Origin of the sequence: Quatrionicoccus australiensis, from assembly GCF_020510425.1 — a bacterium.
Classification (GTDB): domain Bacteria; phylum Pseudomonadota; class Gammaproteobacteria; order Burkholderiales; family Rhodocyclaceae; genus Azonexus; species Azonexus australiensis_A.
In genome coordinates this window covers 2,697,975-2,713,698 of the sequence record NZ_JAHBAH010000001.1, presented here as the reverse complement: position 1 = coordinate 2,713,698, position 15,724 = coordinate 2,697,975, and the positions used below count along the sequence as shown (strand labels likewise).

General features: G+C 64.0%; 16 protein-coding genes. 6 read left to right on the top strand and 10 right to left on the bottom strand.

The window, feature by feature from the left end:
• Positions 1-135 precede the first annotated feature (135 nt).
• The 6 genes from rpe to KIG99_RS13040 all read right to left on the bottom strand — a co-directional run bounded on the left by rpe (position 136) and on the right by KIG99_RS13040 (position 7,109).
• Positions 136-837 (bottom strand): ribulose-phosphate 3-epimerase, encoded by a 702-nt coding sequence (rpe, locus tag KIG99_RS13065; RefSeq protein ID WP_226460558.1) that lies wholly within the window; start codon positions 835-837, stop codon positions 136-138.
• Positions 838-913: 76 nt separating this feature from the next.
• Positions 914-1,951: a class II fructose-bisphosphate aldolase gene (gene fba, locus KIG99_RS13060; RefSeq protein ID WP_226460557.1), complete on the bottom strand. Its 1,038-nt coding sequence runs from the start codon at positions 1,949-1,951 to the stop codon at positions 914-916.
• 13 nt (positions 1,952-1,964) lie between these two features.
• Positions 1,965-2,984 carry a type I glyceraldehyde-3-phosphate dehydrogenase gene (gap, locus tag KIG99_RS13055; RefSeq protein ID WP_226460556.1) on the bottom strand — a complete coding sequence of 340 codons (1,020 nt, stop codon included), beginning with the start codon at positions 2,982-2,984 and terminating at the stop codon, positions 1,965-1,967.
• 76 nt (positions 2,985-3,060) lie between these two features.
• Positions 3,061-5,091 carry a transketolase gene (gene tkt, locus KIG99_RS13050; RefSeq protein WP_226460555.1) on the bottom strand — a complete coding sequence of 677 codons (2,031 nt, stop codon included), beginning with the start codon at positions 5,089-5,091 and terminating at the stop codon, positions 3,061-3,063.
• Positions 5,092-5,112: 21 nt separating this feature from the next.
• Complete coding sequence (locus KIG99_RS13045) at positions 5,113-5,985, bottom strand: phosphoribulokinase (protein ID WP_226460554.1); 873 nt, start codon at positions 5,983-5,985, stop codon at positions 5,113-5,115.
• A gap of 23 nt (positions 5,986-6,008) precedes the next feature.
• Positions 6,009-7,109 (bottom strand): class 1 fructose-bisphosphatase, encoded by a 1,101-nt coding sequence (locus KIG99_RS13040; protein ID WP_226460553.1) that lies wholly within the window; start codon positions 7,107-7,109, stop codon positions 6,009-6,011.
• Between the two features lie 182 nt (positions 7,110-7,291).
• Between KIG99_RS13040 and KIG99_RS13035 the strand changes: the two genes are divergently transcribed.
• Both KIG99_RS13035 and KIG99_RS13030 read left to right on the top strand, forming a co-directional pair.
• Positions 7,292-7,987 carry an HAD family hydrolase gene (locus tag KIG99_RS13035; protein WP_226460552.1) on the top strand — a complete coding sequence of 232 codons (696 nt, stop codon included), beginning with the start codon at positions 7,292-7,294 and terminating at the stop codon, positions 7,985-7,987.
• A 155-nt stretch (positions 7,988-8,142) separates the two neighbouring features.
• Positions 8,143-8,562: a hypothetical protein gene (locus KIG99_RS13030; RefSeq protein ID WP_226460551.1), complete on the top strand. Its 420-nt coding sequence runs from the start codon at positions 8,143-8,145 to the stop codon at positions 8,560-8,562.
• Positions 8,563-8,612: 50 nt separating this feature from the next.
• Here KIG99_RS13030 and KIG99_RS13025 read toward each other — a convergent pair whose 3' ends face one another.
• From KIG99_RS13025 to KIG99_RS13010, 4 genes are read right to left on the bottom strand one after another with little or no spacing between them, the layout of a single operon-like run.
• The gene (locus tag KIG99_RS13025; protein WP_226460550.1) at positions 8,613-9,197 is read right to left on the bottom strand and encodes a class I SAM-dependent methyltransferase; all 585 of its coding nucleotides are present in this window, start codon (positions 9,195-9,197) and stop codon (positions 8,613-8,615) included.
• 2 nt (positions 9,198-9,199) lie between these two features.
• The gene (locus KIG99_RS13020; RefSeq protein ID WP_226460549.1) at positions 9,200-9,541 is read right to left on the bottom strand and encodes a DsrE/DsrF/TusD sulfur relay family protein; all 342 of its coding nucleotides are present in this window, start codon (positions 9,539-9,541) and stop codon (positions 9,200-9,202) included.
• Positions 9,542-9,570: 29 nt separating this feature from the next.
• Complete coding sequence (locus tag KIG99_RS13015; protein ID WP_226460548.1) at positions 9,571-10,011, bottom strand: hypothetical protein; 441 nt, start codon at positions 10,009-10,011, stop codon at positions 9,571-9,573.
• Positions 10,012-10,039: 28 nt separating this feature from the next.
• Entirely contained in the window at positions 10,040-10,699 is a 660-nt protein-coding gene (locus KIG99_RS13010; protein ID WP_226460547.1) for a metalloregulator ArsR/SmtB family transcription factor, read from the bottom strand.
• A gap of 106 nt (positions 10,700-10,805) precedes the next feature.
• Here KIG99_RS13010 and KIG99_RS13005 point away from each other — a divergent pair, with 106 nt between their 5' ends.
• The 4 genes from KIG99_RS13005 to KIG99_RS12990 all read left to right on the top strand — a co-directional run bounded on the left by KIG99_RS13005 (position 10,806) and on the right by KIG99_RS12990 (position 15,692).
• Entirely contained in the window at positions 10,806-11,657 is an 852-nt protein-coding gene (locus KIG99_RS13005; protein ID WP_226460546.1) for a hypothetical protein, read from the top strand.
• Between the two features lie 196 nt (positions 11,658-11,853).
• Entirely contained in the window at positions 11,854-13,227 is a 1,374-nt protein-coding gene (locus tag KIG99_RS13000; protein ID WP_226460545.1) for a ribulose-bisphosphate carboxylase, read from the top strand.
• 139 nt (positions 13,228-13,366) lie between these two features.
• Complete coding sequence (locus KIG99_RS12995; RefSeq protein WP_226460544.1) at positions 13,367-14,323, top strand: LysR family transcriptional regulator; 957 nt, start codon at positions 13,367-13,369, stop codon at positions 14,321-14,323.
• Between the two features lie 55 nt (positions 14,324-14,378).
• Positions 14,379-15,692: a DUF3422 family protein gene (locus tag KIG99_RS12990; RefSeq protein WP_226460543.1), complete on the top strand. Its 1,314-nt coding sequence runs from the start codon at positions 14,379-14,381 to the stop codon at positions 15,690-15,692.
• The last annotated feature ends 32 nt before the right edge of the window (positions 15,693-15,724 follow it).

Genomic DNA, 15,724 nt, shown 5'->3' with positions numbered 1-15,724 from the left:
CCCAGTGCGGACAGCGCGAATGGATCGGCCGTCCGGATGCCAGACGGCACTGCAAAACCCGGGATTCATCCGGCGGTGGCTACTTGGGCCGATTCCATTTTTGCCCCTTTCCTCCGGTTGACCGTAGCGCCCCGTTCACACCCCTGCCAGTTCTTGGCGCAGTTCGCCCATGATCGTTTCGTAGCGATGCGGATCGCTGTCCTTGCCGGCACCGTAGACCGCCGAACCGGCGACGAAAGCGTCGACGCCGGCGCGGGCTATTTCGGCGATGTTGGCGGTGTTTACGCCGCCGTCGATTTCGAGGCGGATGCGGCGACCGGTTTCACGTTCGCAGGCATCGAGTTTGGCTCTTGCCAGCTTCGCCTTGACCAGCGTGCCGGGGATGAATTTCTGGCCGCCGAAGCCGGGATTGACGCTCATCAGCAGAATGACGTCGATCTTGTCGAGGACGTAATCCATGTAATCCAGCGGCGTTGCCGGGTTGAAGACCAGGCCGCTTTGACAGCCGGCATCGCGGATCAGCGACAGGCTGCGCTCGACGTGGTCGGAGGCTTCCGGGTGAAAGGTGATGATGTTGGCGCCGGCCCTGGCGAAGTCGGGGATGATGCGGTCGACGGGTTTGACCATCAGGTGCACGTCGATGGGTGCGGCGGTGCACGGCCGGATGGCGGCGCAAACCAGCGGGCCGATGGTCAGGTTGGGGACGTAGTGGTTGTCCATTACGTCGAAGTGAATCCAGTCGGCGCCGGAAGCGATGACGTTGCTGACTTCCTCGCCGAGCCTGGCGAAATTGGCGGAGAGGATGCTGGGGGCGATGACGAAATCTGGTTGGCGCATGGTGCCTCCGAAAAAAGACGGCCCCAGACTTCGGGGCCGCAAGACGCAAGGTACAGCAGAGTGATACTCGGTTTGGTCAGCGGTAGGCGGCAGCCATTTTCTCCAGTGACACGGGTTTGATGCGGCTGGCCTGGCCGGCGCTGCCGAAGGCGTCGAAACGCAATGCACAGAGGTCGCGCGCCGCCACCACGGCGGCTTTCAAAAAAGCGCGCGGATCGAATTCCTCCGGCTTTTCAGCCATCGCCTTGCGCATCGCGCCGGTCATGGCGAGACGGATGTCGGTGTCGATATTGACCTTGCGCACGCCGTGACGGATGCCTTCGACGATTTCCTCGACCGGCACGCCCCAGGTTTCCTTCATCCGGCCGCCGTACTGGCGGATGACCGCCAGCCATTCCTGCGGCACGCTGGAAGAGCCGTGCATGACCAGGTGCGTGTTCGGGATGCGCGCATGGATAGCCTTGATGCGGTCGATGGCAAGGATTTCGCCAGTCGGTGGCCGCGTGAACTTGTAGGCGCCGTGGCTGGTGCCGATCGCAATGGCCAGCGCATCGACGCCGGTCCTGGCGACGAAGTCAGCGGCCTCTTCCGGATCGGTCAGCATTTGCGCGTGATCGAGCTTGCCGGCGGCACCGATGCCGTCCTCCTCGCCCGCCGCGCCGGTTTCCAGCGAACCGAGGCAGCCCAGCTCGCCTTCGACCGAAACGCCGATGCAGTGCGCCATTTCAACGACCTGGCGGGTCGTTTCGACGTTGTAGGCGTAAGTCGTCGGCGTCTTGCCATCGGTGCCCAGCGAGCCGTCCATCATGACGCTGGAGAAGCCGCTGCGCATCGACTGCTGGCAGACGGCCGGCGAGGTACCGTGATCCTGGTGCAGGCAGACCGGGATGTCCGGATATTGCTCGATGGCGGCTTCGACCAGTTTCCTCAGGAATGGCTCGCCGGCATATTTGCGCGCCCCGGCCGAGGCCTGCAGGATGACCGGGCTGTTGCAGGCTGCGGCGGCCTGCATGATGGCCTGGATCTGCTCCAGATTATTGACGTTGAAGGCAGGCAGGCCGTAGCTGTGCTCGGCCGCGTGGTCGAGCAGTTGGCGCAGGGAAATCAGGGCCATGGGAAAGCTCCTTTCAGTGCACTTGCGGCTGGCTGATGTGACGCAGCAGACGCAGCAGGTTGCAGGTGTAGCCGTATTCGTTGTCGTACCAGGCGACGACCTTGACGAAGGTCGGGTCGAGCGCGATGCCGGCCCCGGCGTCGAAGATCGAGGGCCGGCGATTGCCGCGGAAGTCGGTCGACACCACCCTGGCCTCGGTATAGCCGAGCACGCCGCGCAGCGGCCCGTCGTCGGCGGCGGCACGCATCGCGGCGCAGATGTCGGCATAGCTGACCGGCGTTGCCAGTTCGACGGTCAGGTCGACCACCGAGACATCAGAGGTCGGCACGCGAAAGGCCATGCCGGTCAACTTGCCGGCCAGCGCCGGAATCACCTTGCCGACCGCCTGCGCCGCGCCGGTCGCGGCCGGAATGATGTTTTCCAGGATGCCTCGGCCGCCGCGCCAGTCCTTGCCGGACGGGCCGTCCACCGTCTTCTGGGTGGCGGTCGCCGCGTGCACCGTGCTCATCAGGCCGCGCCGGATGCCGAAGCGGTCGTTGAGCACCTTGGCGACCGGCGCCAGGCCGTTGGTCGTACACGAAGCGGCCGAGACGACGGCCTCGCCTGCATAGCCCAGGTGATTGACGCCGTACACGAAGAGCGGCGTGTCGTCCCTGGCCGGCGCCGACTGCACCACCTTGCGGGCGCCGGCCGCGAGATGACCGGCACAACTGGCGCCGGTCAGGAACAAGCCGGTCGCCTCGATCACGACATCGACGTCGAGCTCGCCCCAGGCCAGTTCGGCCGGGTTCTTGCAGGCGCTGAGCCGGATGCGCTGGCCGTCGACCAGCAGTTCGTTGCGGTCGACGCTGATTTCACCGGCAAATTGCCCGTGTACCGAGTCGTGCTGCAGCAGGTAGGCCAGGTAATCCGGTTCGAGCAGGTCGTTGACCGCAACCACCTCGAGTTCGGAAAACTCGGCCTCCGCGACGATGGCGCGCAGGGCCATGCGTCCGATCCGGCCGAAGCCGTTGATTGCCACCCGTATTGGCATGGGAAAGTCTCCGTGTTAGTTGTGAGTAGTGAGTTATTAGCCGGGGAGTTGCGCGGCTTCGCCTTGGCTGAGGCCGCTAGAAGTCGCCGTCGCTGCCGCCGTAGCTGGCGATCGTGCGCTGCACGCTCTGCACCAGGTGTTCGCAGGTCAGGCCGTAGTAGGCGAACAGTTCGGCGGCGGGCGCCGACTGGCCGAACTCGCCGATGCCGAGCACGGCGCCGTCGAGGCCGACGTATTTCCACCAGGAGTCGGGCAGCCCGGCTTCGATCGCGATGCGGCAGACGTCGGGCGGCAGCACCGCCTTCTTCCAGGCCGCCGGCTGCTGGTCGAAGCGGCGCGTGCAAGGCATCGAGACGACACGCACGCCGACCCCGTGCGCGGCCAGCGTGGCCTGCGCCTGCATCGCGGTCGCCACCTCCGAGCCGGTGGCGATGATCACCGCCTGCAACGGCCCCTCGGCCTCGCTCAGGATGTAGCCGCCGCGCCAGATATCGTCGGCCCGGCCGGCCGCAGCGCTGTACTGCGGCAGGTTCTGGCGCGACAGCATCAGCGCCGACGGGCCGTCCTGGCGTTCCAGCGCCAGCGTCCAGGCGACCGCCGTTTCCAGCTCGTCGCACGGCCGCCACAGGTCGAGACCGGGAATCGCGCGCAGGCAGCCGGCGTGCTCGACCGGCTGGTGCGTCGGGCCGTCCTCGCCGAGGCCGATCGAATCGTGGGTCAGCACATGCACGACGCGCTGCTGCATCAGCGCGCTCATCCGGATCGCGTTGCGCGAATAGTCGGAGAACACGGCAAAGGTGCCGCCGTAGGGAATCAGCCCCTTGTGCAGCGCGACGCCGTTCATGATCGCCGCCATGCCGAACTCGCGCACGCCGTAGGAAAGATAGTTGGGCACGCCGCCGGCCGCCGCGTGCCAGGGCCGGCTGTGCCGGCCGGCGGTCAGGTTGGAGCCGGTCAGGTCGGCTGAGCCGCCAAGCAGTTCCGGCACCCGGTCGACCAGCAAATCGAGGCAGTTTTGCGAGGACTTGCGCGTTGCCACGGCGCCTTCGCGCCCAGCCGCCTGTTCGAGCAAGTCGCGCCGGATCTGCGCCCAGTCGGCGGGCAGGCCACCGCTGGCACCGCGTTCGAAAGCCGCCGCCAGCTCGGGGTGGGCGGCGCGATAACGCGCGAACAGCGCCTGCCATTCGCCTTCGGCGGCAGCCCCGGCGAGACGGTGGTCCCAGGCGGCGCGGATGTCTTCGGGAATCGCGAAAGGCGCATGCGGCCAGCCGAGCGCGGCGCGCGTCGCGGCAATTTCGGCTGCGCCGAGCGGTGCACCGTGTACGTCGTGGCTGCCGGCCTTGCCCGGCGAACCCCAGCCGATCGTGGTCCGGCAGATGATCAGGGTCGGCTTGCCGTTGCCGGCGAGCGCAGCGGCGATGGCGGCATCGAGCGCCGCCGCATCGTGGCCGTCGAGCGGCCCGAGCACGTGCCAGCCGTAGGCGCGGAAGCGGGCCGCCGTGTCGTCGCGGAACCAGCCGGCAACGTCGCCGTCGATCGAGATGCCGTTGTCGTCGTAGAAGCAGACCAGCTTGTCCAGCCTCCAGACGCTGGCCAGCGAGCAGACTTCGTGGCTGATGCCTTCCATCAGGCAACCGTCACCAAGAAATGCCCAGGTGCGATGGTCGACCACCGGGAATCCGGGGCGGTTGTAGCGCTGGCCCAGCAATTTCTCCGTCAGCGCCATGCCGACGGCGTTGGCCAGCCCCTGGCCAAGCGGCCCGGTAGTCGTCTCGATACCCGCCGTGTGGCCGACCTCGGGATGCCCCGGGGTGCGGCTGCCGAGCTGGCGGAAGTTCTGCAGCTCGTCCAGTTCCAGCGCGTAACCGCTCAGGTGGAGCAGCGCGTAGAGCAGCATCGAGGCATGCCCGTTCGACAGCACGAAGCGGTCGCGGTCCGGCCAGGCGGGGTTCAGCGGATTGTGTTTGAACGGGCCGCACCACAGGGCTTCGGCGATGTCGGCCATGCCCATGGGGGCGCCGGGGTGTCCGGATTTTGCCTTTTCGACGGCGTCGACCGCCAGGAAGCGGATGGCATTGGCAAGGTCGCGGCGGGTAATGTCGGTCATGTCTCTCTCCCTTTTTTCGAATCAGGCGCGGCGCTTCTGGTCCATCAGACGCAGGATCATCGGCGTGAAAATCATCTGCATGGCCAGCCCCATCTTGCCGCCGGGCACGACCAGCGTATTCGGCCGGGTCAGCATCGAGCCGTGCAGGATGCCGAGCAGGTACTGGAAGTCGATGCCCTTGGGGTTGGCGAAGCGGATCACCACCATGCTTTCGTCGGCGCTCGGGATGTCGCGCGCGATGAAGGGATTCGAGGTATCGACAATCGGCACGCGCTGGAAATTGACGTGCGTGCGGCTGAACTGCGGGCACAGGTGGCTGACGTAGTCGGGCATGCGCCGCAGGATGGTGTCGGTCACCGCCTCCTGCGAATAGCCGCGCATCTTCTGGTCGCGGTGCAGTTTCTGGATCCACTCCAGGTTGATGATGGGCACGACGCCGACGCAGAGGTCGACCTGCGCCGCGATGTCGATGCCGTTGCCGGCCCAGGCGCCGTGCAGGCCTTCGTAGAACATCAGGTCGGTGTCGGCGGCGATTTCGCCCCACGGCGTGAATGTGCCGGGCTCCTGCCCCCAGGGTTCGGCCTCGCCGGCATCGTGCAGGTACTTGCGGACCTGGCCGGAGCCCGTCCTGCCGTAGCTGACGAAGAGATCCTGCAATTCCTCGAGCAGGTTGGCTTCCGGCCCGAAATGGCTGAAGTTGAGATTGCCGCGCTCTTCCTGCGCCTTCATCTCGGCGCGCATGGCGAGCCGGTCGTAGCGGTGGAAGGAATCGCCCTCGACGATCTGCGCCTTGAGCTGCTCGCGCCGGAAGATGTGCTGGAAGCTCTGCATCACCGTGCTGGTGCCGGCGCCGGAAGAACCGGTGATGGCGATGATGGGGTGTTTGACGGACATGGCGTTCTCCCTGGACGATGAATTCAGCCGCGCGATTCGTCGCGGAACAGCGAGCGCTCGGCGAACAGCGGCGAGACGAAGGGGCGGTCGGTACCGGCGTCGTACTCGGCGTGGTAGCGCGCGACGCGCTCGACCTCCTGGCGCGAACCGAGAATCACCGGGATGCGCTGGTGCAGGCCGTCCGGCATCACTTCGAGAATGCGCGCCCGGCCCGTGCTGGCCGCGCCGCCCGCCTGCTCGACCAGCATCGCCATCGGATTGGCCTCGTAAAGCAGGCGCAGCCGGCCCGGCTTGGCCAGGTCCTTGTTGTCCTTGGGATACATGAAGATGCCGCCGCGCATCAGGATGCGATGTACCTCGGCGACCAGCGAGGCGATCCAGCGCATGTTGAAATCGGCACCGCGCACGCCGCTGCGCCCGGCCTTGCACTCGGCGACGTAGCGCTGCACCGGCGGCTCCCAGAAGCGCTCGTTCGAGGTATTGATCGCGAACTCGCGCGTCTCCTCGGGAATGCGGATATTCGGGTGGGTCAGGATGAAATTGCCGCTCTCGCGGTCGAGCGTGAAGGCATGCGTACCGTTGCCCAGGGTCAGCACCATCATCGTCGCCGGACCATAGATGGCGTAGCCGGCAGCCACCTGTTCGAGACCGGGGCGCAGGAAATCGGCATTTTCGGCGTCCCCGGCATCCATAGAATCAACGGCTGGATCCAGGGTCGACCGCTGCAAAATCGAGAAAATGGTCCCGACCGAGACATTGACGTCGCTGTTCGACGAACCGTCGAGCGGATCGAACAGCAGCAGGTAGCGGCCGCGCGGATAGTCGGCGGGAATCGCGTAGGGCTCGTCCATCTCCTCCGACGCCATGCCGGCCAGCTGGCCGCCCCACTCGCAATGGCGCAGCATCGCCTCGTTGGTCAGCACGTCGAGTTTCTTCTGCACCTCGCCCTGCACGTTGGTCGACTCCAGCACGCCGGCAAAACCGCTCAGGGCGCCCTTGCCGACCAGCGCCGAGATGGTCTTCACCGCCGCCGCCACGTCGATCAGCAGCGCCCCGAGCTGGGCGTGCTGGACGCGCGTCTGCTCGATGACAAACTTGGAAAGCGTCGTTCGTCCGAATTGCATGATGTTGTCTCCATCGTTATTTTTGTGCTGCGATGGAAGCGACAATATGTGTATTCTTTGTTAAGCAACAGTCAGTATTTTTTACCAACCGCTTCAGTGATCGCTGAATAAAGCGACGCTGAATCCGCCCTTCAGCAATCCTGACTGGCGCCGCCGGCGCGCGGCGCGCTATCGTCGCCGGCATGAACCGCCTGCACGCCCTGATCTTCGATGTCGACGGCACGCTCGCCGAAACCGAGCGCGACGGCCATCGCCCCGCCTTCAACGCCGCCTTCGCCGAGTTCGGCCTGGCCTGGCACTGGGATGAAAAACGGTACGGCGAACTGCTCGCCGTCACCGGCGGCAAGGAGCGCATCCGCCACTACGCCGAACGCCACGATCCGGCCTGCGCCGCGCGCCCCGACTTCGCCGCCCAGATCAAGAGCCTGCACGCCGCCAAGACCGCGCATTACCTGCAGCGCGTCGCCGCCGGCCAACTGCCGCTGCGCCCCGGCGTCGCCGAGCTGATCGCCGCCGCCCGCAGCGCCGGCCTGCGCCTCGCCATCGCCACCACCACCTCGCCGGAAAACGTCACCGCCTTATTGCGCGCCAGCCTCGGCCCGGACGCGCCCGGCTGGTTCGAAGTCATCGGGGCCGGCGACTGCGTCCCCAACAAGAAACCCGCCCCCGACATTTACCGCTGGGTTCTCGAACGCCTGGCGCTACCGGCCGCGAACTGCCTCGCCATCGAAGACTCGAAAAACGGCCTGCAAGCCGCGTTGACCGCCGGCCTGCGCTGCCTAGTCACGCCGGGGGAATACACCGCCGACGAGGATTTCAACGGGGCGTGGCGGGTGGAGGGGGATTTGGCGGGGGAGAGGCTGGAGGGGTTGGGGTGACTGCAACGTGCCCGTTGCTGTCATTCAACACTCCCATTATTTACGTCTGCTTCCTGGCTAACTGCTGACTACAGCCGCTCACCCTTACGCCAATTGCAACTGTTTGTTGCAACGCCGGATTTATCTGTAATTGCGGCTATAACTGAAGTGACGGGATGGAAAAACACCTCGTCATGATGGTTGAAGGTATTCACAGCCTTGATGAATTAGCTGTTTGGGAGAGCAAAATGACCAAGAGCACTTTGAAAATTACTCTGTCTGCTATCGCACTGGGTTTGATGGCATCTACTGCTTCCTTTGCTACTGATGCCCCCATTTACGGCAGCCAATTGATGACCAATCAGGAACGTATTGAGCATCGCAACAAGCTGCAGGCGGCAAAAACCGCTGAAGAGCGTGAGCAAGTCCGCCTGCAACATCATGAACAGATGCAATTGCGTGCCAAGCAACAAGGCGTGACCTTGCCAGATACGCCGCCCGCTCAAGGAAGCGGACAAGGTCGCGGCATGGGACCGGGCGGTGGCATGGGTGGCATGGGGCCCGGCGGAGGAATGGGGCCGGGACCGAACCGCTGAGCATCAATTACGGGCATCGGTAGCCACCGGTGCCCTTTGTATTTCATGGCTCAAGCCAACGGCCGCTGCGCTAACAAGCCAAAGTGGTAGGGCGCACTTGCTCCCAGGTCCACATGAACCACCGAATCAAACCCAGTTTCGGATAGCCAGGAAGCACATTGTTCGGGCTTCGGCCGAATGTCCAGGGGTGGCCCACGAGGTGTCTCAATGTCACTGCGCCAGTGAATCACCGAGAGAATGGCACCCGGTCGAAGCGTTCGATAGGCTTCACGCAGAAGGGTCTGCGGGTCTTCAATGTGAAGAAGGTTGAAAACCATCGCGTGTCCCTGTGAGCAGTCGGGTACGCCTGTGCCGTGCTCAACAAAGTCACGCAGCTCGGTTCGCACATTAAGCAGGCCATCAGCCTTGGCTCGTTCAGCCACCAACTCAACCATCACAGGCTCGATGTCCAGTGCAGTGACCGTGCCTCGCGTACGCTTTGCTGCTGGAAGACTAAACGTGCCGTAGCCACAGCCGAATTCGACCAGGTTGTAGCAGCCCCCTTGGCTAACCAGCAGTCGGTCGAGAATGCCCTCTGGCTGAAAGAACGAGTCCCAGTAGGCCTCGTCCGGCATACCGCTTTCACGTCCCTTCATACTCAGAACACCAGAACCTTGTCAGCAGCTGCCGTCCATTCGGCCAGTTCCTTCAAGGTGCTGCGGCGAGCCCCTTCAACCACTTGGTCGATACTCATGCCGCGAGCGTCCATGCAGGTGCCGCAAAGACCTACCTCACCGCCGACCATGCGCACCATATCTCCGGCGTTGTAATAGCCTTCGGGCACCTTCTGGCCGCTCTTGGCGCAGGCGACCGCGTCACCCATCAGGAAGACGCGTACCGTCTCACCTTCCATCTTGCCAAGCTGGCGAGCCAGGCGCAGGGCGTTGTAGCTGCGTTCCGAGCCGTATGGTGCATCATTGAGAATGAACAGCGTATTCATGGTGGGCTCCCTGTGCGTGATTGAAAAAGCTATTTGCCCCCGGCCTTGATGGTGGCCTTCAGGGCATCGAAATCCTTGCGTACACCGTCCTGGAAGAGCAGGCCCGACTTGGCCTGTTTCGGGACGCTCTCCATGTCGAGGACATCGGCAACAATCTGGTAGCTGGCGGCACCGTTGAAATCCTTGCCATCAGCGACGATGAGCTGGGTACCGTAGAAGACGGCCGGTGCTGGCAGTCCGGGGGCCAGGCTGGAAGGCAGCAACTGGATGGGGACGCGGTAGGTGTTGGCAACCTCGGCAGCAACCTGGAGGTTGCCGTTGCAACGCTGGCCTGGCGGGTCCTTGGCGATGAAGGTCAGTACCTTCTGGCCATTGGCGCCCTGGGCACCGGGAACGGCCATCGATACATCAGCCGCCATGGCCGCAAAAGCCAGGGTGCCGAACAAGGCGAAGATGGATAGATGCTTCACGAGTTGTCTCCTCTGTGTGGTTTTTACTTCAGTTCTCGATGGGCAGGCCGCCAGCACGCCATTCGCTGACGCCATCGGTAATCTTGTGGGCGGTGTAGCCGCGCTGACGCAGCAGCTTCACGGCTTCGTCGGACATCAGGCAGAACGGCCCCCGGCAGTAGGCGACGACTTCCTTGCCGGCAGGGAGGTCTGCCAGTCGCTTCTCCAGTTCGGCCAAGGGCAGCGAACGAGCAAACGGCAGGTGACCGGCGACGTATTCCGCTTCCGGGCGAACGTCGATAACCACGATGTCGCCACTGCGTGCCTTGGCCAGCAAGCTCTCACGGCTTTCGGACGATAGAGCATCGGGTGAAGCCGCCATCTGGTCGAGCGCTACCCGCAATTCGACGAGATGTTCCTCGGCCACTTCACGGACGTTGACCCACAACTGGGCCACATCCGGGCCGCTCAAGCGGTAGTGGATGAACTTGCCTTCACGGCGGGTTTCGACCAGGCGGGCTTCGCGGAGAGCGCGCAAATGAGCACTGGCCAGACGCATGTCGATGCGGGCCTGTTCGGCCAAGGTCTCGACGGTCTTCTCGCCTTGCGCGAGCAGTTCGATGAGCTCCAGACGCTTGGGGCTGGAAATCGCCTTGCCGATGCGGGCAACGTGTTCATAGAGGTAGGACTTGGTAATGGTTGGTTTCATGATTACAATCTAACGATTATTGGATTGTTTGTAAACATCGATGCTCAGTTGGAAATATTTCGCGGAATCAACCATGCATGGCACAGCCTGAAACGGTGGCGTGCATATGAAGTTGAGCATCCCGCTCCTGCTGTCGCTGGCGCTGCATGCCGTCCTGGTCGCAGGATGGCAGCTCGACGCATTGAAGATTGCGAAGAACCCTGAAACCATCGAAATCCGGATTGCAGCCCAAGTTCGGGAGGACGTTCAGGAGTTGCCTGCACCACCTCCGCCGAAGCCTGCGAAACCCAGTGCATCTGCGCCGCCAACTACGACACCGCCACGTGAGGCAAACCCGGTATCGGCACCAGAGGTATTAGTCGTCCCATCAGCCAAGACCCCGGCTTCACTGGAGGCACCGCCGCCACCGAGTGCAGAAGAGTGGCAAGTGGCGTCGACCTACAAGCTCAAGAACAGCAAGCGTTATCGAAACAATTGGGGGCAGCTGGTGCGCAGCATGATGGGCACGGCAGTCGAAGGGCCCGGTCAGGGGATGGTGCGCTTTCGTATCGAGATTGCCCCGGATGGCACGCTCGCGAACATCAAGGAGCTGTGGTCCACTTCCGAAAATGCGTCGAAATTGGCGTGGCAGGCCATCAAATCCTTGCCTCCGCTGCCACCGACGCCAACCGGGCAGCCCCTGATATTCGAGCGGACGATTTCATTCCAGCCCTATGAGACCGGCTGGCCGCCAAGCTATACCCTGGACTGCCTACCGGACCCGCCGGCGTTCAAGAATCCGTTTGCCTGGGATGGCAAATCACCGCAGGAACAGGCCAGGCATCAGGCACCGAAACGCGTTCCGGCTGATGCCGAGGCATCCCAGGAGAAATGTGTGACGGACTCAACTGCCGTCACCATTGAGCAGGAAGAAGGCGAAATGAAACGACAGACGGAAATCTATCGTTGGGGACGATGACCGCTACCTGACGGTTTGCAGTCATTTACCGTACGTAGGGGAACAGTCTGCTCCTGGCCGTTCTCTGCCCTCCAAAAACAATAAGCCCTACCTGATCACTCCAGTAAAAACCTTTGACTTTTGTTTATCTATCGTCAGCCCTAGCATTCCTTCCAGCACCGCAGCCATTCCAGACCAACGCTGAAGGAGAGAGACGATGGACCAATCAAAACGCTATGCCGACCTGAGCCTGCGCGAGGCCGAGCTGATTGCCGGCGGCCGGCACATCCTGTGTGCCTACAAGATGAAACCCAAGGCCGGGCATGGCTATCTCGAGGCGGCGGCGCATTTTGCCGCCGAGTCGTCGACCGGGACCAATGTCGAGGTGTGCACCACCGACGACTTCACCAAGGGCGTCGATGCGCTGGTCTATCTGATCGACGAGGCGAGCGAGGAGATGCGCATCGCCTACCCGCTCGACCTGTTCGACCGCAACATGACGGACGGGCGCATGATGCTCGCCTCCTTCCTCACCCTGACCATAGGCAACAACCAGGGCATGGGCGACATCGAGCACGCCAAGATGTACGACTTCTACATGCCGCGCCGCGCCATCGAGCTGTTCGACGGCCCGGCCAAGGACATCGCCGATCTCTGGCGCATGCTCGGCCGGCCGGTCAGGGATGGCGGCTACATCGCCGGCACCATCATCAAGCCCAAGCTCGGCCTGCGTCCGGAGCCCTTCGCGCGCGCCGCCTACGAGTTCTGGCTGGGCGGCGATTTCATCAAGAACGACGAGCCGCAGGGCAACCAGGTCTTCGCGCCGCTCAAGCAGACCATCCCGCTCGTCTACGATGCGATGAAGCGCGCCATGGACGAGACCGGCGAGGCCAAGCTGTTCTCGATGAACATCACGGCCGACGACCATTTCGAGATGTGCGCGCGCGCCGATTTCGCGCTCGAAACCTTCGGCCCGGATGCCGACAAGCTGGCCTTCCTGGTCGACGGCTACGTCGGCGGGCCGGGCATGATCACCACGGCACGCCGCCAGTATCCGAACCAGTACCTGCATTACCACCGCGCCGGCCACGGCGCCGTCACCTCGCCTTCGTCGAAGCGCGGCTACACCGCCTACGTGCTGGCCAAGATGAGCCGCCTGCAGGGCGCTTCCGGCATCCACGTCGGCACCATGGGCTACGGCAAGATGGAGGGCGACAAGGACGACCGCGCCATCGCCTACATCATCGAGCGCGACAGCTACACCGGCCCGGCCTATCACCAGGAGTGGTACGGTATGAAGCCGACGACGCCGATCATCTCGGGCGGCATGAACGCGCTGCGTCTGCCCGGCTTTTTCGCCAATCTCGGGCACGGCAACGTGATCAACACGGCCGGCGGCGGCGCCTACGGCCATCTCGATTCGCCGGCCGCCGGCGCGCGCTCGCTGCGCCAGGCCTACGAATGCTGGAAGGCCGGCGCCGACCCGCTCGACTGGGCGAAGGAACATCACGAGTTCGCGCGCGCCTTTGCATCGTTTCCGCAGGATGCCGATGCGCTCTACCCCGGCTGGCGCGAAAAGCTCGCGGCATGAAACCGGATGCCCACCGGTCAACCCCGCTGCGGCGGGGTTTTTCATGCGACCGGCCGGCGGGTTTGACCGGCTCCGGGCAAAGCCCTACAGTTAAACCAGTCTTTACTTCGACCGCCCCATTTTTCAGGAAAGCCCGCGCGTGAATTTCGTTCGCAGCCTGACCCTGCGCCAGTTGCAGATCTTTGTCGTCGCCGCCCGCCACTTGAGCTACGCGCGCGCGGCCGAGGAGCTGCACCTGACGCCGCCGGCCGTTTCGATGCAGTTGAAGCAGCTCGAGGACAACGTCGGCCTGCCGCTCTTCGAGCGCCTCGGACGCGGCGTGGCACTGACCGGGGCGGGCGAAATGCTGGTCCATCACGCACTGCGCATCCTCGGCGAAATCAAGGATGCCGAGGCCAACCTGCAGGGCCTGCTCGGCGCCGAGACGGGCCAGCTCTCGGTCGGCCTGGTCAGCACCGCCAAGTATTTCATGCCGCGCCTGCTCGCCAAGTTCGCCCAGGACCACCCGGGCGTCGAAGTGCAGTTCACCGTCGGCAACCGGGCCGGCCTGCTGCAGAAGCTGCAGGACAACGCGATCGACCTCGCCGTCATGGGCCGCATCCCGATCGAGATCGACGCGCACGCCGAGCCGATGGCCAGCCACCCTTACGTGCTGATCGCGCCGGCCGATCACCCGCTGCGCGCGGCGCGCAACTTCGACCTGCAGGAGTTGCGCCACGAAACCTTCCTGCTGCGCGAAGAAGGCTCGGGCTCGCGTCGCGTCGTCGAGGAAATGTTCAAGAACCACCTGTTCACGCCGGCGCGCACGATCAGCATGGGCAGCAACGAGACGATCAAGCAGGCGGTGATGGCCGGCATGGGCGTCAGCCTGCTCTCGCTGCACACCCTGCCGCTCGAGTTGAAGACCGGCGAGATCAGCGTCCTCGACGTGCAGGGCACGCCGGTCGAGCGCACCTGGTACGTCGTGCACATGAACAGCAAGCGCCTGCTGCCGGCTGGCCAGAAGTTCCGTTCCTTCCTGCTCGACCACGCCGCGCCCGCCCTCGAGCAGGAATACGGCAGCCACCTGCGGCGCCCGGCGGCAGCGGCCGCCTGAATGCTAGAATCCGCCCACCCATCCGTCCTGCCGGACTTGTTTACCAAGAGAAGCCATGCATCCCCGATTAGCCGCCGCCGAGCTTGAGGAGCACCCGCTCCGCCAGCGCCTGAACAACGAGTTCCACGCCCGCCCGCCGGTGCCTCTGATCGGCGCGATGCTGGTCTCGCACCTCGTCTTCAAGCACAGCGCGACGACCGCCCCGGCCGAGCGCGAAAACCTCGGCAAGCTGTGCCACAACCACGTCTGCAACTCGATCGACAGTTCCGACGCGCACATGATGCTCGACGCCGGCGCCTTTCGCGTACGCTGGGAACTGCATACCGAATTCTCGAGCTATACCTTCTACCGGCCGCTCGAAAGCGGCGAGTTGCTCGATCCGGACGTCACCGCCTTCGACGCGGTCAATCCGGAATGGTTGTCCGGCATTCCAGGCAAGCTGATCGTCGCCTGCCATGTCGAGCTGCGGTCGACCGACGAAATCAGCCCGGAATCGGTACTCGCCAGCCTGACCCCGAACGGCCGCACCATGGTCGCCGCCAAGGTGGCCGACGAAACCGCATGGATTTTCAGCGACTTCAAGATCGACAATGGTTTCTCGCGCTTTCTCATTCTCAATGCCGGCATGACGCAGCGCCAGACCGGGCGCACCGTGCAGCGCCTGTGCGAGATCGAGACCTACCGCATGATGGCCCTGCTCGGCCTGCCCGTCGCCAAGGAAGTCAGCCGCTGGCTGTACACCGGCGAAAAGCAGCTTGCCGAGCTGATGGACCGCATCGGCCAGGCGCGCTCGCCCGACGACGAGCGCACCGTGCTCGGCACACTGTCGGCGCTGGCCGCCGAAGTCGAACATTCGGTGGCGCGCACCACCTTCCGCTTCGGCGCGGCGCACGCCTATCACGGCCTGGTCATGCAGCGCATCGAGGAATTGCGCGAAAGCCGCATCTCCGGCCTGCCGACCTTTTTTGAATTCATGCAGCGCCGCCTGCTGCCGGCGATGAACACCTGCCAGGCGATCAGCCGTCGCCAGGAAGAACTCTCCAGCCGCGTCGCACGCAACAGCCAGTTGCTGCGCACCCGCGTCGATATCGAACTCGAGCGCCAGAACCAGGAACTGCTGTCGCAGATGAACCGGCGTGCCAAATTGCAACTTCGCCTGCAGGAAACGGTCGAAGGCCTCTCCGTCGTCGTCCTCACCTATTACGGCTCGCAGCTCGTGCAGTATCTGGCCAAAGGCACGAAGGAGCTGCATCACCTGAACACCGACGTGATCACCGCGATTTCGATCCCGCTGATCGCCGGTCTGGTGTTCTGGGGCACCCGCCAGATGCGGAAAAAACTCGCCGCTGAAGAAGGCGGCGCGCATTAATTTATAATCCTTCTTTTTTAGCTTTCGGGAAC